This is a genomic window from Paenibacillus silviterrae (assembly GCF_030167925.1).
Lineage (GTDB): Bacteria > Bacillota > Bacilli > Paenibacillales > NBRC-103111 > Paenibacillus_G > Paenibacillus_G silviterrae.
This window is the reverse complement of the sequence record NZ_JASKUT010000001.1, coordinates 3,129,280-3,150,714: the sequence shown is the minus strand read 5'-3', so window position 1 is coordinate 3,150,714 and position 21,435 is coordinate 3,129,280. Positions and strand designations below refer to the sequence as shown.

The 21,435-nt window shown below is 54.0% G+C and carries 22 protein-coding genes; 18 read left to right on the top strand and 4 right to left on the bottom strand.

Translation table 11 applies throughout. The annotated features are described in order from the left end of the window. Positions 1-77 precede the first annotated feature (77 nt). Positions 78-734, bottom strand: a complete 657-nt coding sequence (gene queC / locus QMO62_RS14425; protein ID WP_284641936.1) for a 7-cyano-7-deazaguanine synthase QueC — start codon at positions 732-734, stop codon at positions 78-80. A 164-nt stretch (positions 735-898) separates the two neighbouring features. Here queC and QMO62_RS14420 point away from each other — a divergent pair, with 164 nt between their 5' ends. The 8 genes from QMO62_RS14420 to yjcZ all read left to right on the top strand — a co-directional run bounded on the left by QMO62_RS14420 (position 899) and on the right by yjcZ (position 5,572). Continuing rightward, the gene (locus QMO62_RS14420) at positions 899-1,513 is read left to right on the top strand and encodes a DUF8426 domain-containing protein (RefSeq protein ID WP_284641934.1); all 615 of its coding nucleotides are present in this window, start codon (positions 899-901) and stop codon (positions 1,511-1,513) included. A gap of 60 nt (positions 1,514-1,573) precedes the next feature. Beyond that, complete coding sequence (locus QMO62_RS14415) at positions 1,574-1,897, top strand: hypothetical protein (protein WP_284641933.1); 324 nt, start codon at positions 1,574-1,576, stop codon at positions 1,895-1,897. A gap of 328 nt (positions 1,898-2,225) precedes the next feature. Continuing rightward, positions 2,226-3,092 carry a hypothetical protein gene (locus QMO62_RS14410; protein ID WP_284641931.1) on the top strand — a complete coding sequence of 289 codons (867 nt, stop codon included), beginning with the start codon at positions 2,226-2,228 and terminating at the stop codon, positions 3,090-3,092. A gap of 110 nt (positions 3,093-3,202) precedes the next feature. After that, complete coding sequence (locus QMO62_RS14405) at positions 3,203-3,292, top strand: YjcZ family sporulation protein (protein ID WP_284641929.1); 90 nt, start codon at positions 3,203-3,205, stop codon at positions 3,290-3,292. Positions 3,293-3,436: 144 nt separating this feature from the next. Then, complete coding sequence (locus QMO62_RS14400) at positions 3,437-3,526, top strand: YjcZ family sporulation protein (protein ID WP_284641927.1); 90 nt, start codon at positions 3,437-3,439, stop codon at positions 3,524-3,526. A gap of 148 nt (positions 3,527-3,674) precedes the next feature. Further along, positions 3,675-4,247, top strand: coding sequence for a TetR/AcrR family transcriptional regulator (locus tag QMO62_RS14395; RefSeq protein ID WP_284641925.1), 573 nt, complete (start codon positions 3,675-3,677; stop codon positions 4,245-4,247). A gap of 48 nt (positions 4,248-4,295) precedes the next feature. Further along, positions 4,296-5,339: a flavin-containing monooxygenase gene (locus QMO62_RS14390; RefSeq protein WP_372516675.1), complete on the top strand. Its 1,044-nt coding sequence runs from the start codon at positions 4,296-4,298 to the stop codon at positions 5,337-5,339. A gap of 143 nt (positions 5,340-5,482) precedes the next feature. Next, entirely contained in the window at positions 5,483-5,572 is a 90-nt protein-coding gene (gene yjcZ / locus QMO62_RS14385) for a sporulation protein YjcZ (protein ID WP_284641922.1), read from the top strand. A gap of 67 nt (positions 5,573-5,639) precedes the next feature. Here the strand turns inward: yjcZ and QMO62_RS14380 are convergent, their stop codons facing one another. Further along, positions 5,640-6,353, bottom strand: a complete 714-nt coding sequence (locus QMO62_RS14380) for a hypothetical protein (protein WP_284641919.1) — start codon at positions 6,351-6,353, stop codon at positions 5,640-5,642. 432 nt (positions 6,354-6,785) lie between these two features. Next, positions 6,786-7,112, bottom strand: coding sequence for an antibiotic biosynthesis monooxygenase (locus tag QMO62_RS14375; RefSeq protein WP_284641917.1), 327 nt, complete (start codon positions 7,110-7,112; stop codon positions 6,786-6,788). Between the two features lie 93 nt (positions 7,113-7,205). Here QMO62_RS14375 and QMO62_RS14370 point away from each other — a divergent pair, with 93 nt between their 5' ends. The 10 genes from QMO62_RS14370 (at position 7,206) to QMO62_RS14325 (ending at position 20,649) form a co-directional block, all read left to right on the top strand. Further along, positions 7,206-8,762, top strand: coding sequence for a helix-turn-helix domain-containing protein (locus QMO62_RS14370; protein ID WP_284641915.1), 1,557 nt, complete (start codon positions 7,206-7,208; stop codon positions 8,760-8,762). A 112-nt stretch (positions 8,763-8,874) separates the two neighbouring features. Continuing rightward, positions 8,875-9,441, top strand: a complete 567-nt coding sequence (locus QMO62_RS14365) for a nitroreductase family protein (protein ID WP_284641913.1) — start codon at positions 8,875-8,877, stop codon at positions 9,439-9,441. Between the two features lie 9 nt (positions 9,442-9,450). Then, entirely contained in the window at positions 9,451-10,404 is a 954-nt protein-coding gene (locus QMO62_RS14360) for an ABC transporter permease (protein WP_284641911.1), read from the top strand. Next, entirely contained in the window at positions 10,394-11,341 is a 948-nt protein-coding gene (locus QMO62_RS14355; RefSeq protein ID WP_284641909.1) for an iron chelate uptake ABC transporter family permease subunit, read from the top strand. Before QMO62_RS14360 ends, QMO62_RS14355 begins: the two co-directional genes overlap by 11 nt. Then, positions 11,338-12,096 carry an iron ABC transporter ATP-binding protein gene (locus QMO62_RS14350; protein ID WP_284641907.1) on the top strand — a complete coding sequence of 253 codons (759 nt, stop codon included), beginning with the start codon at positions 11,338-11,340 and terminating at the stop codon, positions 12,094-12,096. The genes QMO62_RS14355 and QMO62_RS14350 overlap by 4 nt, the downstream gene beginning before the upstream one ends. Before the next feature lie 20 nt (positions 12,097-12,116). Continuing rightward, a complete protein-coding gene (locus QMO62_RS14345; RefSeq protein ID WP_284641904.1) occupies positions 12,117-13,082 on the top strand; it encodes a siderophore ABC transporter substrate-binding protein in 966 nt (321 codons plus the stop codon). Between the two features lie 117 nt (positions 13,083-13,199). Next, on the top strand, positions 13,200-14,051 hold the full coding sequence (locus QMO62_RS14340) for a pentapeptide repeat-containing protein (protein ID WP_284641903.1): 852 nt from the start codon (positions 13,200-13,202) through the stop codon (positions 14,049-14,051). Between the two features lie 155 nt (positions 14,052-14,206). Then, on the top strand, positions 14,207-14,296 hold the full coding sequence (locus QMO62_RS14335) for a YjcZ family sporulation protein (protein ID WP_284641901.1): 90 nt from the start codon (positions 14,207-14,209) through the stop codon (positions 14,294-14,296). A 535-nt stretch (positions 14,297-14,831) separates the two neighbouring features. Next, positions 14,832-20,360, top strand: a complete 5,529-nt coding sequence (locus tag QMO62_RS14330; protein WP_284641899.1) for a lamin tail domain-containing protein — start codon at positions 14,832-14,834, stop codon at positions 20,358-20,360. Between the two features lie 199 nt (positions 20,361-20,559). Continuing rightward, the gene (locus QMO62_RS14325; RefSeq protein ID WP_284641897.1) at positions 20,560-20,649 is read left to right on the top strand and encodes a YjcZ family sporulation protein; all 90 of its coding nucleotides are present in this window, start codon (positions 20,560-20,562) and stop codon (positions 20,647-20,649) included. A 28-nt stretch (positions 20,650-20,677) separates the two neighbouring features. Here QMO62_RS14325 and QMO62_RS14320 read toward each other — a convergent pair whose 3' ends face one another. Continuing rightward, positions 20,678-21,433 carry a hypothetical protein gene (locus tag QMO62_RS14320; RefSeq protein ID WP_284641894.1) on the bottom strand — a complete coding sequence of 252 codons (756 nt, stop codon included), beginning with the start codon at positions 21,431-21,433 and terminating at the stop codon, positions 20,678-20,680. Between the last annotated feature and the right edge of the window lie 2 nt (positions 21,434-21,435).

The following is a 21,435-nucleotide window of genomic DNA, read 5'->3' as shown; positions in this document are numbered from 1 at the left end:
ACAATGGTTTACAAATAACCATTTTACAGGAAAAAAGTCGGCATATTTGTTAAGTTTTTGTCAAAAGGAGGACGCGCTTAGCTGCGCTCCGCCAAGTACAGATCCAATCCTTTTTGTCTCAGGTGGCAAGCTGGACACGTACCGCAGCCGGAGCCGATCACACCGTTATAACAGGTAAGCGTCTGCTCACGAACAAGATCGAAATATCCGAGCTCGTCGGCGAGCGCCCAGGTTTCTTTTTTGTCCAGCCACATGAGCGGGGTGTGTATGACGAAAGGGTAATCCATCGCCAGATTCAGCGTAACGCCAAGTGACTTTACGAATACATCGCGGCAATCCGGGTATCCGCTGAAATCCGTCTGGCACACGCCGGTCACCAGATGATGATAGCCCAGCTGCTTTGCCAAAATGGCGGCGAAGGTCAGGAACAGCATGTTCCGGCCGTCTACGAACGTATTCGGCACTCCGCCGTCCGCCGGCGTCTCGATTTCCATATCGCTTCGCGTCAGCGCATTCGGTGCAATTTGGCTCAGCAAGGAAAGATCCAGAATGTGATGCGGGATGCCGAGCTGCTTCGTGATATCCACCGCGCAGTCGATTTCGGCTTTATGCCGCTGACCGTAAGCGAACGTCACGGCCTGCACCTCGTCGAACTGCTTCATAGCCCAAGCTAGGCATGTTGTGCTATCCTGTCCCCCGCTGAATATAACCAAGGCTTTATTGTTCAATTTCATCACCCTACTTCTTCATGGTCAAAAAGCTCTAACTTCCATTATAGCATTGAAATCCATGGTATAGCCAAGTGCGGTTGATGGGAATGCTTGGTCCGTTTGTGGAGGAAGGATGTGGTACAATAGATACTACTCTATGCAAAAAATCGGGGGGGGGGGGCGTGCGGATGCGGCTTTTTGGAGTAAAAGCTATTGGCGAGGGTGGCGAACGACTATCCGAGTTTTTGAAGGAGCATTATATCAGTATCGGCTGGCGGGAAGTCGGTGATCTTGAGGGAGTATCTTTGGATGAGCTCAGCGAGCGATGCTCCGCTGTGTATCCCGTTCATCCGGAGGCACTGGAGCAGCTCCACACCTTCGTCTATACCATGCAGGATGGCGACTATGTGCTTCTCCATGGGCACGGTCATGAAGCGTATTTGGGGGATGTAGGGGACTACTTCTACGTTGAAGACCCGGAGAAGGAAGCGGAAGGAGCTTGTCATCGCCGCGGTGTCACGTGGCTGCATCGGATCCCGGTCGCGGAGCTGAGCCCGGCTGTACAGCTGCTCCTGCAGGATCCGCGTCCGATTGCCCGGTTCGAGGCGCCGTTTGAGAAAGCGCAGCTGGAGCGGTGGCTTACACCTGCAGGCACTCCCCATAGTACCGCACCTTTGGTCGACGGGGAAACGATCGCTGAAGCCATCCGTGTGCTGAAGGAAGCGCTGCGAAGTGACGACCCGGAGCGGCGGGAGCGTGCGGCGGCGGCTCTTTTGATGTATGCCAAAGGAGGCGGAGTCTAGCATCATTGCCGGGCTCGGCCCTCCGATGATATACTATTTTTAGGAGGGAGGTGAGTAGGGATGGAAGAGATGCTTAAGCTGATTCTGGCTAAGATGGATGAAATGAACGAGCAAATCGGCGGATTGCGTAACGAAATGAACGGGCAAATCGGCGGACTGCGCAACGAAATGAACGAGCGTTTCACCAAATTGGAACAAGACATTCGGGCAAGGCATGTAGAGAACATAGAGGCAGACAATCGGTTGATTGAGGCCGTTCGTATGATGAATGATCGCTTAGAGTTCATTAAGAAGGAACTGAATCATCACGATCATAGTATGGACGTACTGAACAAGCGGTTATTTCATGTGGAATCTGAGATTAGCAAGATAAAACAAGATTAATACAATAGTAGTCATTGAAGGGCAACAACGATCCTATTCCTCTGCGAAACAACAGGATGCAGGCCCTCTCATGATGCTCCTCCAGCACCCCGTAATTCGCAAAACTCCAAGAGCAGAAGCCCACCTTGTTCAGCAGACTCTCGCCCCATGTCAGTTAAAGCACCCAAAGCTAAATCACAGCAATCGACAGCTTCGAAACCAGATGCGTATGTAATATGAAAACGACAAACAAGAACTGGCCGATCTGCTGGAGTTGATTTATTCTGTCGTAAACTAAAAATAATGGTAAAATAAGGAGGACAATATCTCACCCAAAGGGGATGGATTGATGTTATCCGTAAAAGTAAAGACTGCTGACCGCAAATCACATGCTGATTCGGCCTTAAGCCCCAATCGGGTACAAGCACCGGTTCCCGTACCCCAGGCAGCGATTTCCTCTTCCTCCATCGCTCAATTGCAAAAGGCGTACGGAAATCAAGCGGTGAGCCGCTATGTTAGCGCTTTGTATCAAAGGAACGAGGCCCCTCCCATCCAGAGGTCCAAGGAGTCGGAAAAGGCCCAAGCAGAGATGAACAGCAAGCTTCATCAAGAAGAGGAAGAATCGGAGGAGCAGGCAGAGGAGGCTTCATCCATCCCCGATAAGCTGGAGCTTACCCCGGCGAGCTTACCGAGCGAAACACACTTTTTGGAAAACGCCGGAAAAAATTACAAGCAGCTAGCAAGCAAGGAGCTATTCTCGCTTTGTAAGAAAAGCATCATGGCAGCTGACCTGACACTGATCAATGAATATATTGCTAACTATACTGAGGATAAGCCGGTTGGAAATAAAGTTACTCACCGTAGAGGTGCCACCAGTTCACAGATTGAGTACGTAGTCAACGGGCGTACATATAGCACTCATAAAGGCACTGCCCAGTTATATCCTGTCAGCGGGACGGATGTGAAGACGGGGAAAGGCCCTGTCGCTGTAGGGAAATTGCTCCGGGAGTTGAAAGCACTTACGGAAGATAGAAAGGTTGGCTTGTACCAAATCGTGATGAAGAACAACAGTAAAGACGAAGCTTCAGAAGAGGTCGAGCAAGAGTCGAGCGAAGGGAAAGAAGAAATGTCAACCAGGGCAAGAGGTGTGAATCAATTAGGGAAGCAAGACAAAATTAAATTCGCCAAAGCGTTCGACGAACTGATAAAGAATTGAATAGGCTGCGCCCGTTTCTAAGCCCCCCGGGGCATCCACCCATTCCTAAACCCTGAATAGGGGCATAGGATATAGCGTAGTTGAAACACAGCCAAGGGAGGACGATAACTATGACATACGCAGGCGGGTTTACTTCCACAGGGGCGATCTTGGTACTGTTCATTCTTCTGGTGATCATCACCCAAACGATACTTGTATAAAAAAGAGTCCTTTGGTTTTATTACTGTACTGAAGTTAGGTCGGCGCACAATTTCGTGCAGGCAAGGCAGGAACCCAATCGATGATCATCGGCACGGCATAAAATATAGTGTAAGTCCAAACCACAACAGAGGAGGACGATAACTATGACATATGCAGGCGGATTTACTTCAACTGGTGCGATCTTGGTTTTGTTCATTCTTCTGGTGATTATCAGCCGGACATTGCTCGTATAAAATGGAGCGGCAGCCTTCGGGCTGCCGATGTACATAGTGTGACCTTCGCTTCTGTAGAGCGGAGGTCTTTTTGCACGCCGGCCGGCTTGACATCCAGCCTGCACTTATTTTAAAATGTAAGCAAGTACTTGCATGGGTGGTGGGTTCGATGGAAGAGACGCGGGACCGAATACTTCAAGCGACAGCCTCCTTAATGAGGAAGAAAGGCTTCAAGGCGGTGACTACGCGGGCGATTGCTGAAGAAGCGGGTGTGAATGAAACGACCCTGTTTCGGCACTTTGGGAGCAAGAAAGGCATTGTCAGCGCTTTGGTGGATAAGTACTCTTACGTTCCGGTGTTTCGCCAAATCCTGGGCCGCGCCCAGTTAGAGCTGGAGAAGGACTTGCTCGCCGTAGCCGAAGCCTACCAGCAGTTTATGCGGGACCACGGGGACATGGTCATGATCGCGCTAAGAGAAGCGGGCGCTTTCGAAGAGCTGGACGCCAAGGCTGCCCTGGTGCCTAAGGAATTCAGGGATAGCCTGATGGAATATTTCGCGACGATGGAGCAGAAGGGCTTGCTGCGAAAGACGGATATCGAATCGCAAGCGATGACCTTTATTTGGATGAATCTGGGCTTCTACGTTTCCAAATCGGTCTACGGAGACCGGGTCACGAAGCTTGATGCGCAGTCGTTTCTGCACCATAGCGTTATCACTTTCGCTAGGGGTTTAGCTCCCTAGCTTTCCTTTTGATATGTGTGCAAGCAAGTACTTGCATGAGAGGTGAGGATGATGAAAAAAGATATCGTCATTATAGGCGGCGGGCAAGCGGGCTTGGCCATGGGTTATTTTTTGAAACAAGAGAACAAGGACTTTGTCATTTTGGATGCGGGCTCGCGTGTGGGGGACACTTGGCGAAATCGGTACGATTCATTGGTTCTTTTTACTCCGAGAAGGTATAGCGAATTGCCTGGTTACAGCTTTCCCGGCAAGCCGGACGGTCTCCCCACCAAGGATGAGGCAGCCGATTATTTAGAAAGCTACGCAAAGAATTTCGATTTGCCGATTCAGTTCCATACGAAGGTTACCCGATTGCAGCAAACGTCACAAGGCTTTCGAATAGAGACGAACCAAGGAGAGATCGAGGCGAAGCAAGTAGTGATTGCGACAGGACCTTTCCAAAGGCCGGCGATTCCCGTCTTCGCCAAGGAGCTCTCTCCTGCAGTTTATCAGGTGCATTCGTCCGCTTACCGCAACTCGTCGCAGCTGAAGGACGGTCCGGTTGTGGTGGTAGGAGCAGGCAATTCGGGTGCCCAAATCGCTGCCGAGCTGGCCAAGGATCGCCAAGTGTTCATTTCCGTCGGACACGACATGAGCTTTAAGCCGCTTTATGTGCTGGGACTAAGTATTTTTTGGTATTTTGATAAGCTGGGCTTGCTGCGTGCGGAGAAAACCACGAGGAGAGGGGCTTGGCTGAGGAACCGGCCGGAGCTCATTTATGGTCTGGAGCTGAAGCATTTGCTCGAGGCGGGGACCGTACAGCGTAAGCCGCGTGCTGTCCGAGTTCAAGGAGATGCGCTATGGTTTGCGGACGGTACGTCGGTGCAAGCCCCGAATGTAATCTGGTCGACGGGCTTTCGCTCCGATTACAGCTGGATTGATGTACCCGGTGCACTTGACTCGCAAGGACTGCCGTTCCATGATAAGGGGATCGGCCCGGTACAGGGAGTGTACTTTATGGGCCTGCCATGGCAAACGTGCCGCGGCTCGGCGCTGCTGGGCTGGGTTGGCCGTGATGCGGAGCGGATTATGCATGCCATGAGGGGGGCATGAGCATAAGCACATGGAACCGATCTGCCGGCGGCGTTTTGGCGGAAGCACATATTCCGGGCTGCAGGATACGAACCCATCCGCATGGCACCAGACCTGCATAGATATAGCGTAAGACCAAAACACAACTGAGGAGGACGATAGCTATGACATACGTAGGCGGGTACACTTCCACAGGTGCGATCTTGGTTTTGTTCATTCTTCTGGTGATCATCAGCCGGACATTGCTGGTATAAAAAGGATACGGCGGCCTTCAGCTGCCGAAACAGCGGGACCTCGCCTTCTATAGGGCGGGGTCCTTATTTATGTTAGCGGACAAGGGGCAGGCCCACTAATGGCACAATTGCCATTGCGAGCGCCGAAAGTGCCGAAGCCCGCATCAGCAGTGGCAAAAATGCGATTAACCGCCTCAGCTTGCTCGTTGGAAAGCGTGATGGGTCGAAATAATGGCACAATTGCCATTGCGCGCTCCAAAAGTGCCGGAATTTCGCTAGCAGTGGCAAAAATGCGATTAAACGCCTCAGTATGCTGTCGGCGAAGCGGGGAGGGTCGAACTAATGGCACATTTGCCATTGCACGCTCCAAAAGTGCCGGAATCCCGCCAGCAGTGGCAAAAATGCGATTAACCGCCTCAGCTTGCTCGTTGCAAAGCGGGGAGGGTCGAACTAATGGCACATTTGCCATTGAACGCTCCAAAAGTGCCGGAATTCCGCCAGCAGTGGCAAAAATGCGATTAACCGCCTCAGCTTGCTCGTTGCAAAGCGGGGAGGGTCGAAACAATGGCACATTTGCCATTAGGCGCTCCGAAAGTGCCGGAATCCCGCCAGCAGTGGCAAAAATGCGATTAACCGCACAAGCTTGCTCGTTGCAATGCGGTAGAGGGTGAAATAATGGCACATTTGCCATTGCGACCGCCGAAAGTGCCGGAATTTCGCTAGCAGTGGCAAAAATGCGATTAACCGCCTCAGTAAGCTGTCGGCGAAGCGGGGAGGGTCGAAATAATGGCACATTTGCCATTGCACGATCCGAAAGTGCCGGAATCCCGCCAGCAGTGGCAAAAATGCGATTAACCGCCTCAGCTTGCCGTTGGAAAGCGAGGTGGGTCGAAATAATGGCATATTTGCCATTGCACGCTCCGAAAGTGCCGGAATTCCGCCAGCAGTGGCAAAAATGCGATTAACCGCCCTCAGTATGCTGTCTGCGAAATGGGGAGTGGCGAAATAATGGCACATTTGCCATTGCACGCTCCGAAAATGCCGGAACTTCGCCAGCAGTGGCAAAAATGCGATTAACCGCCCTCAGTATGCTGTCGGCGAAGCGGGGAGGGTCGAAATAATGGCACATTTGCCATTGCACGCTCCAAAAGTGCCGGAATTTCGCTAGCAATGGCAAAAAAGCGATTAACCACCTCAGCCTACTCGCCACAAAGCGGGAAGAGTCGCTCCCCGCTTACTTCACCGGCGCCGGGTGCTTGACGGCCTTCACCTCATAAACCCGGCTTCGTGAGCTGAGCACCCATTCGGGCTTTCCCTGCTGACGCTCTCGTCGGTGGCCCTCCAGATGCGGTTCGCTGAGCTCCCATTGCTTCCAGTGCGCTTCGGACTCCCAACGAATCAGGACCATGACTTCTTCCTCTTCCCGACCGGCACTCCGCACCATAACGCTTAAATCAACGAACCCCTCCGCTTTTTCCACCGCTGCTTCTTGTCCAAAACGGTGGACCACTTGATCCGCGAACCCCGGCTTTACTGTAATCGTTAGAGTCTCAATGTACATAAAAAAACGTCCCCCAAAAATTAATAATTGACGATGATAATCATTATCATTTATTATACGGATAATTCATTGGTTGGGCAAGGAGAAGGAAGCATGGTTTCGAAAGCAGGGCTTCATTCGGTAGTTTTACAATATGTGGATACCCATCAGTATACAGTGGACCCCCACACGAGCTTGGACGTACACAACAAGCAAGCTCATACCTTCGCTTTGGTCATGAAGGGTACGATTCATCTGCGCCAAAGCACGGCCGCCCGTCAAATCGTGAAGGCCTCGTATGGGGATATGGTATACCTTCCTGCCGATTCTCCGTGCACGTTTCGCAACCCGGAGAAGGCCTCCGCCTCCGTCCTGATGATTCGATTCACTATGGACGCGCCGGAGAAGGTACGATACCCCGGGCCCCTAAGCAAAGGAAGAGGAGAGGAGCCGAAGCTGAGCCGTGTCCGCATGCTCCGTGCACGAGGTTGGGCACAGGAGCTGCTCTCCGACACCGGGGAGAAGCCTTCCCGCTACTATCTCCTCCAGTCCTATTTATACGCAATTGCTGCCGAGTTTATCGAAGCAGCGGCAAAACCCCGGACGGAAGACGAGCTAATGGGGTATGTCGTACAGGTCAAGAGCAGCATGCTCGAGCAGTGCCAGGAAGACATGGACATGGAAGAGCTGGCCCGCATGTCGGGGGCGAGTCCGACCCGATTTTACCAGGCGTTTCGAAGGTATACCGGGCTCAGTCCGCTCCAATTCGTCACAACGGCGCGGTTGAACGAGTCCTTGCGCCTGCTGTCCAGCCAGGCTTCGACAGTGATGGAGGCTGCCTATGCGGTAGGCTATTCGGATGAGCTGTATTTCAGCCGGCTGTTCAAGAAGCACATGGGCATCTCTCCTACGGATTATGTAGCGGCTACCCGGCTGCAGGCAGCGTGCTTGACACCTGTGTTCACAGGGGATTTCAGCGTTCTGGGAATCACCCCTGTCATTGCCTTTCCGCGAGGCTGGTGGGAGGGGGACCAAAGGGAAGGCTTCCTGCAGAAGCTGGAGTACACTGCGCCGGAGGTAATCTTTACTTCCCCTGTACCGGACGAGGTGTACCAAAGGCTTGCAAGGATAGCACCGGTTGTCATGATCAAGTGGAAGGGATATCCCTGGAGGGATCGGCTTAGAGACATCAGCAGAAGGGTGCGGCTGGAGACGGTGGGGGAACGGTGGCTGACGCTTTTTGACCGCAAGGTGGAAAATGCGCGGCTCCTCACCCGGCAGCAGCTTAAGGAAGAGCCGTTCCTTGTGGTTAGCGTGTACCCGAGCCTGTACCGGGTCTACGGAATGCAAAGAAAGAAGATGCAGGACTTATTCTACGGCGAGCTTGGCGTACAGCCTCCGGATTCAGTCCGGGAAGCGAGCTTCCTGGATGTCACCGGCTTGGACGAGATAGCGCGTTTGCAGTGCAGCCGGGTCATCTTCCTGGTTCCGCAGACGCTGCCTGACGAAAGCTGCTTGCAGCTGGAGGAGGAGTGGCACTTGCTCCACCGGAAGCAGACGGGCACATCGTGCATGTTTCTCAAGCATGAGGATCCGCTGCTCTATAACGCACTGTTTTACGAGGGCTTGGTAGATGCCTATGTGGATGTATTGCTGTCCTATCGCCTATAGAAATGTCCATGACCTATAAAGAAATATCCATTTTCACGCAAGGCAACATGTGTAAAATAGTTAATGTTGATAATGATTCTCAATATCGTTTTGATATAGGAGGCTTATGCCCATGTCTTTGGCACAGATCATTAAAGAAAGGCGCTCGATCCATCAGTTCGAGGACCGGCCTGTCTCCATCGAGTTAATTCAGGAGCTGCTCGAAACCGCCGTATGGGTTCCCAACCACAAGCTGACGGAGCCGTGGAGGTTCGTTCTCATCCATGGGGAGGGGCGCAAAAGACTGGCGGACATTGCAAGGGCCGGCGCCGAGAAGCGGGAGAAGGACCCGGAGAAGAGCAAGGAGCTCGGGCAGAAATTTTACGACCGATTCATGAGGGTACCGGTGTTTCTTGCCGTCGTGATGAAAGAGGATTCTCACCCGGTCGTGAGAGAGGAGGATTATGCCTCCACCAGCTGCTTGATCCATAACTTCAGCCTGCTCGCTTGGGAGCACGGGATCGGGCTGGTATGGGAGACGTATCCGCTGCTGCATGTGCCGGAGTTTCGCAGCGCCTTGGGCATCCAGCCCGGAGAGAAGCTGGTGGGCTCTCTTCACATCGGATATCCTGCACAAATTCCGCCGGCCCGGCCGAGAAGCTCGGCTTCCAGCCTGCTGACGGTCATCGATCAAGGGTAGACGCGGCTCATGAAGCTTCGATATTTGCTAATCGCTCTCGTCGTACTCTCCATCGCATCGGTGTTTATCGGAGTGAAAAATATTTCCCCGGCCGATCTGTTCAGGCTCCATGAGGATCAAATCCAGGTATTGCTCATCAGCCGGCTGCCGAGGCTGGCCAGTATTCTGATCGCGGGAGCCAGCATGGGCATCGCCGGACTGATCATGCAGCAGCTGAGCAGGAACAAATTCGTTTCCCCGACGACGGGAGGAACGGACGATTCCGCCCGGCTCGGCATCCTTGTGGCGCTGCTGCTGTTTCCGGCGGCGACTTCGCTGCAGAAAATGCTGGTAGCCTTCGTCTTCGCGCTAGCCGGCACCTACATCTTCATGAAAATACTCGACAAGGTGAAATACAAGGATGCCATCTTCATCCCTTTGGTAGGCATCATGTTCGGCGGGATCGTGGCGTCGTTTACGACCTTCTTCGCCTACAAGTATGACTTGATCCAAAGCCTGTCGACGTGGCTGCAGGGCAATTTTGCCTTAACGATGAAAGGCCGCTACGAGCTGTTGTACATTAGTATTCCCGTCGTGCTGCTGGCTTATCTGTACGCTAACAAGTTTACTATCGCAGGGATGGGCGAGCAGTTCGCCTTGAATTTGGGGCTTAACTACAACAAAGTAGTGAATCTCGGCTTGATTATCGTCGCCTTGATTTCGTCGGTCGTGATGCTGACGGTGGGCACGATTCCTTTTCTCGGGCTGATCATTCCGAATATCGTGACGATGTACCATGGGGATCATCTGCAAAAAAATCTCCCGCACACCGCCGTGCTAGGAGCGGTATTCGTACTTATCTGCGATATTTTGGGACGCGTCGTCATTTACCCATATGAAATTCCGATCGGGCTGACCGTCGGCGTCATCGGAAGCGCGATATTTCTTTATCTGCTAATGAGGAGAAGGGCATATGACATCTAAAGCCAAGCTGGTGACCTTAGCCTTGGCCTCGCTAGCGGCCATATTGATTTTTCTGCTGGTGGATGTCGGCAGCAACTGGAGCTATGTGCTTCCCCGCAGGGGCTGGAAGATCGCTTCGATCGTCTTGACAGGCGGCTGTATCGCCTTCTCGACCGTCATTTTTCAAACGATAACGAATAACCGGATTCTGACCCCGAATATTATCGGGATGGATTCCATGTATATGCTGTCGCAAACGGCTGTCGTGTATTTATTCGGCTCGGCCAGCAAGCTCCTGGTGGACAACAACCTGAACTTCGCAATGACCCTCGGGCTCATGCTGCTTTTTACCGGGCTGCTGTACAAGGTGATGTTCAAGAAGGAGGGCAGGCATCTTTACTATTTGCTCCTCGTCGGCTTGATTCTGGGTACGCTGCTCGGGAGTCTGACGACGTTCATGCAGGTGCTGATCGATCCGAACGAATATCTCGTGCTGCAGGGAAGAATGTTTGCCAGCTATAACAAAATTCAGGAAAAGCTGATCGTCATTTGCACGATAGTGGTCGTTCTGATCGCTGTGTATTATTCCCGGTTTGCCAAGTATATGGATGTCCTTTCCTTAGGGAGAGAGCATGCGATTAATCTGGGCATCGATTATCAGTTCGTGGTGAAGCGCATGCTGCTGGTCATTGCCGCTCTCATCTCGGTAGCCACGGCGCTGGTTGGTCCGATCACCTTCCTGGGACTGCTTGTGGCCAATGTCGCTTACCAGTTAATGAAAACACATCGGCACGCCCTGCTGATTCCCGCCTCCATTCTGATCAGCGTTCTGGCCCTGGTGGGCGGGCAGCTGATCGTGGAGAGAGTGTTTACGTTCAACACGACGTTATCCGTCATCATCAATCTGGTCGGCGGAGTGTACTTCTTATATCTATTGCTCAAGGAGAACAAAGCATGATTGAGGTCAAGCAGCTAACCAAAGCTTATGGAGACAAGCGCGTCATCGACGATGTATCGGTCCGGATTGCCAAAGGACAAATCACTTCCTTCATCGGACCCAACGGTGCGGGGAAAAGCACGCTGCTTTCCATGATCAGCCGCTTAACCGCGAAGGATGCCGGAGAGGTTCGCATTGACGGTAAGGAGGTCGGCCAGTGGGCGAGCACGGAGCTGGCCCAAAAAATTTCCATCCTGAAGCAATCGAATCACATTAACGTTCGGCTTACGGTAAGGGACCTGGTTTCCTTCGGGAGATTTCCTTATTCCCAGGGAAGGCTGACGGCGGAGGACTGGAGCCATGTCGACCAGGCGATCGCCTACATGGAGCTGCAGGAGCTGCAGCATCAGTACCTGGACCAGCTGAGCGGCGGGCAAAACCAGCGGGCCTTCATCGCCATGGTCATTGCGCAGGGCACGGAATATGTGCTGCTCGATGAACCGCTGAACAACCTCGACATGCGGCATTCCGTGCAGATCATGAAGGTGCTTCGCCGGTTGGTGGAGGAGCTGGGCAAGACAGTGGTTATCGTCATTCACGATATCAACTTTGCCTCCTGCTACTCGGACTACATCGTGGCGCTGAAGGGCGGCAGGGTAGTGAAGGAAGGTCCGGTCGAACAAATTATTGATACCGAAGTGCTCCGGGAGGTCTACGATATGGAGATTCCGGTGCAGACCATTGATGGCAACAGGGTATGTATTTATTTTAAATAAACGATAAAGGATGGGTTGAAATGAAAAAACACGTATCAATGCTATTACTTTTGTTATGTTTGGCGGTGCTGACGGCTGCTTGCGGCACAAGCGGCACCGGAACGAATGGGGCTGCTCCTGTTCAAGGAAACGCTCAGCCGGCGGAGGAGCTGACGATTAAGCATCAGCTGGGCGAGACGAAGGTGAAGAAGAATCCGCAGAAGGTGCTCGTGTTCGACTTCGGCGCGCTGGATACGCTCGATAAGCTTGGCGTGGAAGTGACCGGGGTGGCGCAGGCCAGCATCCCTCCATACTTGGCTAAGTATAAGGATAAAAAATATCAAAACATCGGCTCTTTGCAAGAACCGGATTACGAGAAGATCAGCTCGATCCAGCCCGACCTGATTCTGATTTCCGGACGCCAGTCGGCTGCCTATCCGGAGCTTAGCAAGCTGGGTCCGACGGTATTCGTCGGCGTGGATACGAAGAAATACATGGAGTCGTTCCAAAGCAATATGAAGCTGATCGGTCAGATTTTCGGGAAAGAGTCCGCAGTGGACGCCGAGCTGAAGCAGATTGACCAGAAGGTGAAAGAGGTACAGTCGAAGGTGGCTTCCGGCAATAAGAATGCGCTTATCATTCTGGCGAACGAGGGCGCAATCAGCGCTTACGGACCGGGCTCCCGATTCGGACTGATCCATGATGTGCTGAACATTCCGGCTGTGGAGAAAAATCTCGAGGTATCCACGCACGGCCAAAGCATTTCGTTCGAGTTTATTGCCGAGAAAAATCCGGAATATCTGTTTGTAGTGGACCGCGGTGCCGTAGTGGCGGGTGCAGGGCAAACCGGAGCCAAGGGGCTCGTAGAGAACGAGCTGGTGAAGAAAACGAAGGCCTTCGCGAACAACGGCATTGTGTATCTCGATCCGAACTACTGGTATTTGTCCGGCGGCGGACTGGTGTCGGTCTCCGAGATGATCGGCCAGGTGGCCAAAGCGTATAAATAATAGAGCAGTGACTCTCGTCCCTCCGAAGGGGCGGGAGTCTTTTTTTCCTCTGCGGGAGTTGACGTGAAACGGGGTTCGGTACTACCATGGATGAAAAAACATAAGGGGACCCTGATCATGTCTCATGAACATACTTTATCCGGGCAGAGACACTTGCAGGCGGACTGCGAGCGCTGCTTTGGCCTTTGCTGTGTCGCGCTGCCTTTTGCGGCTTCGACCGATTTTGCGGCGGACAAGGCGGCAGGCCAGCCGTGTCCTAATCTGAAGTCAGACTTCCGCTGCAGCGTTCATAGCAGCCTCAGGCAGATCGGCTATCGGGGCTGCACGGTGTATGACTGCTTCGGCGCAGGGCAGAAGGTGTCCCAGGGAACCTACGCCGGCCGTGACTGGAGGCAAGCGCCTGAAACGTCGAAACCGATGTACGAGGTGTTTCCGGTCATGAGGCAGCTTCACGAGCTGCTGTGGTATTTGAGCGAAGCCTTGACGCTGCAGCCTGCTCAGCCGATCCGCGAAGCGCTGAGCTCCGCGCTGGAAGAGACGGAACGGCTTACCGGGCTAAGCGCCGAGGCGATTCTGGAGCTGGATGTGGCGGCGCATCGGGGCAAGGTGAATGAGCTGCTCCTACGGACAAGCGAGCTGGTAAGGGAGGAAGCTTTGCGCTCCTTGCAAGGCTCGAAAGGAAAGCGAAGGACCTTCAGCCGGGGCGCCGATCTCATCGGAGCCAAGCTGAAGGGAGCGGACCTTCGAGGGGCTAACCTGCGGGGGGCGTACCTGATCGCGGCCGACCTGCGTGGTGCCGATTTGCGCTGCGCAGACCTCATCGGCGCTGATATGCGGGACACGGATCTTCGGGGAGCCGACCTCTCGACCGCTATGTTTCTCACGCAGTTCCAGGTTAATGCCGCCAAGGGCGATGCAGTCACCAAGCTGCCCCCGATGGTTGCTCGTCCGCCCCATTGGTCTGTCTAAACTTGGGCGCAATACAGGTTGTATCGTAGGCTGGGGAAATACAATAGGCTGGAGCACATTCTTGCAGGCTTAAGGCATTCACCCATCTGCAGGAACCCTTCTTGGCATAGGATATAGCGTAAGACCTAAACTACCAGCCAAGGAGGACGATCAGCATGACATATGCAGGCGGATATACTTCGACAGGGGCGATCTTGGTACTGTTCATTCTACTGGTGATCATCACCCGGACACTGCTCGTGTAATGAGCTTAGGCAGCCTCCGGGCTGCCTTTTCCAATTAGGTTCGGTTGAGGCGGGAGGAGTCCGGATTGCATAATCTGCAATAGAATCGGTTTGAAGCAGGGGAGGAGCGCGGCTTCGCTGCACTTTATTGCAATGCAAACGGTACGTTGGGCGTAGAAATGTACTTGGTCGAGCGGAGTAGTTGCAGAAACTGCAATAGGGCTCGCCAAATGAGGCGTGGAGACTCGGGCTGATTGCAGAAGGTACAATCAACCTAAGAGGAGAGCCCTGTAGAAAAAAGTACTTGCATTTCTCCTCCGCACCATTGATAATAGAGGATAGTTGCAAACGGTTTCACTTTCGACAAGCTACAACTGAATGATGTTGGGTTGGAGACGATGAGATAACCCAGGATCTGACACTTGCTTTAACGGATCGCATAGGAATGCGATGCTTACGTTGCTGCAGGCGGAGTCCTGAGTTTTTTTATTTGTCTCCTTTTTTGCGTTTGCAAGAAGGAAAGGAAGCCATGAGCTCATACTGGAGGAGGAATATGATGAAACGCAAGCTCAAACAAGCCGTTGCCCGCTCGTTAGCCATTTCCATGCTCGCGGCGTCGGCAGCGAACGGATTGTTACCTGCGCAGGAGGTAAAAGCGAATGCTCAGGCACCGTCCATTTTGATTACGGAGCTCGTACCGGACTCAGAGAACATAGACACCAACGACGGCTATGAGTATATCGAACTTTACAATGCGACGGATCAAGTCATGGATTTGACAGGACACAAAATTCGTGTCGCTACCAACAATGGCGCTACATTTAAATGGGAGAGCGCTCTGCCGGGGACGGTTATTGTTCCTCCTCGGGGCACTGTCCTGATTTGGACGCAAACGAAAGCAGTTTCGTCTTCACCGGTAGCTACGAAGGATAGCTTCAGAACGAATTACAAAGTGAGTGCAGCCGATCTCCTGGACGATCAAATTTATGTGGTACCTAATGTATCCGGATTATACAATGGAAGTGCCACCGATAAGGATATTGTAGTTTCCTTGGTAAACCTCCAGAATCAGGTTCTCGTAAGTGCCACCTACTTTATCAACGCAGTAGACGATACCGTTGAAAACAAAGGTATTTCCTACCGCCAGCCTGCTTCCGGTTTGGCCATGATCCATAACGGCGGCAATAAAACGGCCACGCCGGGGACTCTTATCTCCGAGGAAGTAGCGGGTACAAGACCTTCCGGACTGACCATCGACGGGGCGGATCGAAGCCTTACACTCTCGTGGCCGCCTGTCAGCGACTCGAACGTAAGCGGTTACCGCATTTATTCACGGGAAGGGCTAGCACCGGTAACGGTGAGCGGGTCGACCTATTCGCATACCTTTACGAACTTGACGAACGGTATTCCGTATTCGTTCTCACTCTCATCCGTTTACGCCGATGGTACGATATCTCCCGCATCCGCGGCGGTAACGGCGAAGCCGGGCATTCCTCCGGCGATCCCTTCGGCGCCGATCGGCTTACGGGCGCTGCCCCGCGACGGTGCGGTTCGTCTGAGCTGGGACGCATCCACGGAGCTGGGAGTGGCGGGCTACCGGGTGTTCAAGAATGGAGCATTGCTGGAAAATCTGACGGCCAGCAATACCTATGCCGCTTCAGGCCTGCCGAACGGACAAACCGTGACCTTCTCCGTTTATACCGTCAACGAGCTGGGTCAAACCTCTACATTGCCGTCTGTCGTTACAGCGAAGCCGCAGGCGGCACCGGCGGTACTGGTTACGGAAATGGCTCCGAACACGAAGAACTCCGACTACAAGACGGGCGGGACGGATGCCTTTGAATTCATCGAGCTGCATAATACGACGGGTGCCCCGCTAAACCTGAAGGGCTTTACCCTGAAATATATCGCAGGTTCGACCATTTATCCTTATCTCATTGAACAGGACAAGGTCATTGCACCGCAGGGAACCTTCATCATCTGGTTTAAAAATACGGCTCTCCAGCACCTGGGCCTAACCGAATTCAATACGGCCTATGGGACGAGCATCACCGAGGACCAGCTCCACTTCGTCGTGAACGGCGGCATGTCCAACACCGCTGCACGGCGTGTGCAACTCTTAGACCCGGACAATATCGTGCTGACGGACACGACCTACCAGCCGGAGGACGTCGGAGAGAGCATCACCGCCAACTTCGTGCCGGACCGCAATAACGGCGTCGTATCGACGGAGCGCTTCTCCAAGCCGGCGAATCCGGGTTACATCTATCCGGTTCAGAAGGCAGCGGATCCTTTCGACCTGGCTCCGCCTGCGCCTCCTTCGGGCGTACAGGTTACCGCCGGAGTCGGCGGTGTAAAAACCGTTTGGAGCGATACGCTGGAACAGGATGTCGCTTACGTGAAAGTGTATGTTGACGGCAGTGAGCGCGCCAAGCTGCTGATGCCTGAGACGGAGGCTGTCATTGAGGGGCTGGACAACGGGAAAGCAGTATCGGTTCAGCTGTCGACAGTGGATACGGCAGGCCGCGAATCCGCTCGTACCGCACCGGTCACGGTCACGCCTACTATGGATGCGTTGCCGGCGCTGATGATTACCGAGATCGTGCCGGATACGTGGAACACGGAGCCGTTGGAAGCGCGCGATGTTTATGATGCTTTTGAATACATCGAGCTGTACAACCAGAGCTCGCAGCCAATCGACATGAACGGCAAAACCGTTCGATTCACCCAACCGGACGATGCAACGAAGAGCTGGTCCTGGACCTTTACCCAGTCTACGGTAATTAAGCCGAAGCAGACGATGGTCTTCTGGGTTCGTCCGAATGGGCTGAGCTACCTGAAGCCGGATGGTTTTAACTTCTTCTACAATGGGTTCCAAGAAGCTAAATATGTTCCGGAAACGGAGATCGTTCTGGCTGACGGTGCAGCTGGGCTGAATAACAGCGGCGGCATTATCGACATCGTAGAGCCGGATGGCACCGTAGTGGTGACAGCTCAATATAAAGCAGGCCAATTCCAGGAGAAAAAGGGCATCTCCTTCGCCTACCCTATGTTCGGGGGCAAGGATATGAGGACGTATGCAACGATTGAAACGGGAACGCCGGGAACCGTAACTACGGCGCAGATCCCGCGGGTAACCTCCGATGACAAGACGGCGCCTGCTGCTCCTCAGGGCTTCCAGGCTGCTGCCGGAGCAGGCGAAGCGACGCTCAGCTGGCAGCCGAGTCCTGACGCCGATGTGGCTGGATATCGTGTCTACATGAACGGACAGCTGGAGCTGACGCTTCCGTCGACGGCTACGACTTATCGGGTACCGGGGTTGAATGGTGCCGTGACCGTTAGCTTCGAGCTGAGCGCAATCGATGCATCCGGCAACGAGTCGCAGCGGGCGACCGCATCGGCTAAGCCGACCTACGCCATTATGACGCAGGAAGAGCGGCAGCCAAGCCCTGCCAATGCGCTTACCGAATCAAGATATCAAGCCGCATGGGATGTTGGAGGGAAGGGCCCGATCATTCCGGGACTTGTACAGGGCCACGTTCCACAGGGTATGTCTTATTATAAGGACAATAGCCGCGATTGGATTCTCATGGCAGCCTACCACTTCTCGGGGGACCCGAGTACAATGGCGGTTGTCGATGCGAAGACAGGAGAGCTGGTGAAATATGTTCATTTGAAAAACGCTGACGGCTCCATCTACACGGGCCATGCCGGCGGTGTGGCGGTAAGCAAGGAGAATGTATGGCTTTCCTCCGGCAAAAAGATGCACCGATTGCCTATCCAGACATTGATCGATGCCCAGGACGGGGGCTTCGCCACCTTCGCCGATGCGTTCGATGTCGTGACGAACTCTTCTTTTGCCGCATATCATGAAGGCATTCTGTGGGTGGGAGAGTATAGCAATCCGCCTTCCTACACGACGAATCCGGAGCACAAGCTGGACAACCGTCAAGGGGAAGCGCATTTGGCCTGGATTGCAGGGTATCCGCTAGGGCAAGACGATCGGCTGCCTGCAAATACACCGACCGTTCTGGAAGACAAAGTGAATAAGGCCGTACCGACCTACATCATGAGTATCGGGGATAAAATCCAAGGCGTAGAATTCCACGGGGGCGAGGTTCTGCTTACGTATAATCACGGTCGTCCGTTTAATCGAATTTTGCGTTATGCTATGCCGAGCTTGAGCGATCTGTCCTCGAAGCAGATGGAGGTAGCGCTTGGCGGAGTGAACGTACCGGTATGGATGCTGGATGCGCAGAACTTTGCCGGCTCCATCGATGTTCCGACCGGTTCGGAGAACTTGTTCATCCGGACGGAAGACGGAAGAGATCAGCTGTACGTGAACTTCGAGTCCGGCGCCAATCATATGAGGCACATGTCCTCTTATTCCATGGATCGCCTGCTCCGGCTGGATCTGGCCCTGATGCGCGCTTATGACAGCCGCACCTTGCAGGGAATTCCGGCCGAGCTGAACGTCGGCGCGGAAGCGCAAGCGACCGTCCTGGCTGACAGAGGCAAGCGCGATGCCGAGAACGTAACCTCAGCTTACACATGGACCAGCAGCGATCCGTCCGTTGTACAGGTAACGGCAGACGGACGCGTGAAAGCAGTGAAATCCGGGTCAGCCACTATTACGGCGCAGTCCGGAACCAGCGTATTGACGGCTTCCGTTAAAGTGGCTAAGCCGGATTCCATTCGCGTCGTGCTGCCGGAAAACGGCCGGATGACGGAAGGCACGACCTATCAGCTGGCCGTGAAGGCTGTATATAACGGCGGCTTCGAGGGAGATGCCACGGCTCAGGCGGTTTACGCTGTGAAGGAAGGCTCGGGCTCGCTTGAAGTGAGCGGCACGGGACTGGTTCGCGCCAAGAAGCCGGGTGCGGGCATACTGCTCGTTACGTTTGAAGGATATACGCTGGAGCTCAAGGTAATCGTGCGCCCTGAGGAAGCGGGAGGCGGCGATGACAGCGGCGGCACCTTGCCCGGTAACAGTGGCGCTGCCGGTCCGGCTGCTGTTACCGTTCCAAGCCAGCCTAAGCAGCAGGTGCTTACGGCAGAGGCATTGAAGCCGGAAGCGGGTGTTATCGCGGTCAAGCTGGACGAGCGGCAAACTGAGCTGGCGATTACCGGGGACGTTTTGCAGAAGCTTAGCACGACCCCGCTCGTTGTGGAGCAGGGGAATGCCCGTTTGACACTGCCTGCAGCTTCATTAAAGGATGCAGCGGGAGGAACGGCGGCGATCAAGCTGCTTGTTGAGCTCAAGCCTACGGATGCTCCGGCTCCCTCCAAGGAGCTGAAGCCTGCGGCAAAAGCCTTCACCTTCGGCTTATCCGTTGCCCAAGAGGATGGTACGAAAACAGCCTTGAAGCCGCTCGATCGACCGGCGAAGGTTAGCGTTCCCGTGGATAGCCGGGGTGATTCCCGCTTGTTAGGACTTTATGCGATCCAGCCGGATGGCTCGCCTGTCTACGTTGGCGGCAGTGTGAAGGACGGCGTACTTACGGCGGAGCTGAATGCAGCGGGAACCTATGCCGTACTCGAGTTCAACAAGTCGTACACCGACGTTCCGGACGGCCACTGGGCGAACGAGGCCTTAAAGGTGCTGGCGGCCAAGCATGTGGCCCAAGGGGTATCTCAGGATGCGTTCGCGCCGAATGAGCCGGTCACCCGGGCAGAGTTTACGGCACTGCTCGTTCGCGCCTTCGGACTCACTGCGCAGGGAAAAAGCAGCTTCGAGGATGTTAGCGGCGATGCATGGTACAGCGGAGCTATTCAGGCCGCTGCGGCCAGCGGACTGATTGAAGGCGTCGAAGCCGGTCGCTTCGCGCCGAATGAGCCGGTCACCCGTGAGCAGATGGCCGTGCTGCTGGTACGCGCATGGGAGAAGAGTGTAGGCAACCTGGAGCCCGGGGACGCCGGATCGTTCCAGGACGCGTCTAGCCTCTCCGGCTGGGCGTCTGAGGCGGTTGCCAAGGCACGCAAGACGGGTTTGCTCAGCGGTAAGGACGGAGACCGCTTCGACCCGTCGGCAGTAGCTACCCGTGCCGAGAGTGCGCAGGCCATTTTCAACGCGTTGTTTAAATAAGGCAGATTGCTTGAGCGGCCCTTCGGGGCCGTTTTTTCATGTACGAATCTGAGTCTTGGGGATAAGCTCGCAAGGCCTCGCGAACAGACAATAGGCCCCTGCACATATTCGGGCGGACGGGATATCTACCCATCCCAAAACCTCCCGCTAGGCATAGGATATAGCGTAAGGTACAAACAAAAAAAGGGAGGACGATAGCATGACACACGCAGGCGGCTGGACTTCGACAGGGGCGATCCTGGTTCTGTTCATACTTTTGGTAATCATCACTCGCACGATTCTTGTGTAATGAAAAAGGCAGCCGGAAGGCTGCCTTTTTACATAAGGTAATTTCGGATATAACGGAGACGACCGCTCTCGTTTCGAAAGATCTCAGGCTTCTTCTCACGGGATAGGTAATCAACAGCAAAAACTTGCGTTTCCGGCATAAAGGTTACCGCCATAGCGTCCAGTTCCCGGTTTAGCGATGCGACAAGAAGCTGGCCCTGTTCCATGCGAAGTATGCTCGTCTCCGCAAGCGTCCCTACAACGGCATCGCCGTCCAGATCCGTTTCCACGGCGTGGGCTTCGAGGTTCAGCCATACGCTTGGAACATGGTGCTCTACAGTTAGATAGCTGGTTAGGGGGCAGTTGGCACCGCAGGCACCGGTCAGCCGTATGGTACTCTTTCCCAGAGCGCCGCTTGAAGTGACGTCTACAGGGGAGCTGGCAAGATCCCCGTAAGAAATCGGTCCGACATCATACAGAATGGGATCTCCTTGGGACTGAAAGCCTGCGTATACCCATGGCTCAGTATCGTTCTGTTTTTTGAAGAGGATCATTTTTCCTGTAGCAATAGGTGGTTCGGAAAGGAACATAAGAGAATCCGCTGAAGCAACCGGCGTAACGGCTTGGGGCACAGATGCTTCATAAGGCCGGAAGGTGAGGGCAATCACCCGGTTCTCAGCGGCGGGAGTCATCCGTGTTAGGACAAGCAAGCACACAATACAGAGAAAGCAGCAGGCGGCCGATATGATCAACCAACGAGAAACATGCGGACGGATATACCGCCGACGGTGTGAAGTAAGTCCCATAC